Source organism: Sphingomonas sp. RB1R13 (genome assembly GCF_036663775.1).
Taxonomy (GTDB): domain Bacteria; phylum Pseudomonadota; class Alphaproteobacteria; order Sphingomonadales; family Sphingomonadaceae; genus Sphingomicrobium.
This window is the reverse complement of the sequence record NZ_JAXOJM010000050.1, coordinates 1-1,270: the sequence shown is the minus strand read 5'-3', so window position 1 is coordinate 1,270 and position 1,270 is coordinate 1. Positions and strand designations below refer to the sequence as shown.

2 protein-coding genes are annotated in these 1,270 nt (G+C 68.5%); both read left to right on the top strand.

Annotated elements, in window-relative coordinates; genetic code table 11:
• Positions 1-756, top strand: a 756-nt coding sequence (locus tag U1700_RS14740) for a penicillin-binding transpeptidase domain-containing protein (protein ID WP_332753438.1), incomplete at its 5' end; no start/stop codon positions are given.
• A partial coding sequence (locus U1700_RS14735) for an FtsW/RodA/SpoVE family cell cycle protein (RefSeq protein ID WP_332753437.1) occupies positions 753-1,270 on the top strand: 518 nt, incomplete at its 3' end. The genes U1700_RS14740 and U1700_RS14735, both read left to right, overlap by 4 nt.

The following is a 1,270-nucleotide window of genomic DNA, read 5'->3' as shown; positions in this document are numbered from 1 at the left end:
ACCGTAGCCGATGGCCTGAACGCGTCGATCGGACAGGGCTATGTGCTTGCCAATCCGCTCCAGCTGGCGGTGATGGCGGCACGGCTCGCGTCGGGGCGGCACCTGGCGCCCAGCATGCTCTCGCATCAGGTCCATCTCGACGCCCCGGCCCTGCCCGTCGCGTCCGAGCATCTGGCGATCGTGCGCGATGCCATGTTCGGTGTGGTCAACCAGGGCGGCACTGGCGGCGCGGCGCGGATGTTGGTCCCCGGCGTCAGCCTCGCGGCCAAGACCGGCACGGCGCAGGTCCGCCGGATCACCATGGCCGAGCGGCGCATGGGCGTGCTCAAGAACGGGCAATTGCCCTTCAAGCTGCGCGACCACGCCCTGCTCGTATGTTTCGCACCGGCCGACAATCCGCGTTATGCGGCCGCCGTCGTGCTGGAGCATAACGGCCATACCGTGCGCAATCTCGACGCGCCTTTGATCGGGCGCGACATCATGACCTATCTGTTCGACCGCGACCGCGCACTGGCGTCGCTCGCGGAAGGCGAGCAGAGCTGGGGCGGCGATATCAACACCCGGATGCGCGCCGAGGAAGCCGCTTACCGCGCCGCCCATTCGCCGCAGCCCGCCGCCGCTGCGACCAAGACCGATGCGGGTGCCGCAACCGATGCGCCCGCCGTCGAGGCCGCGACCAACGTCTCCGACGCGCAGGCCGAGGCGATGGCCACTCGCGAAACCAATCCCGAAGACGCAGGCGACCCCAATCCATGAGCGGCCCCCGCATCATCCCCGAGCCCATCGCGCAACTGCCGTGGCGCGTCATCCTGCTGGTCACGGCCATCGGCTGTTTTGGGCTGGTGGTCCTCTACTCGGCGGCGGGCGGATCGCTGACCCCCTGGGCGAAGCCGCAGGGCGTACGCTTCTTCGTGCTGCTGGGCGGATCGCTGGTGCTGTCGCGCCTGCCGCTGGACCTGTGGCGGCGGATCGCGATGCCCGGCTACCTAGTGCTGGTGGTCGCGCTGATACTGGTCGAACTGCTGGGTGCGGTGCGGGGGGGAAGCCAGCGATGGCTGGACGTCGGCTTCATCCGCCTTCAGCCGTCCGAGTTGATGAAGCTGTTCATCGTGCTGGGCGCGGCGCGCTTCTATGAACTGATGCCCCCGGCCGAGACACGGCGTTTCTCCGGTATATGGCCGGTCGCAGCGATGATCGCCGTGCCTGCCGCGCTCGTAATGAAGCAGCCCGATCTCGGCACCGCACTGATGATCTGCGCGGGTGGGGCTAC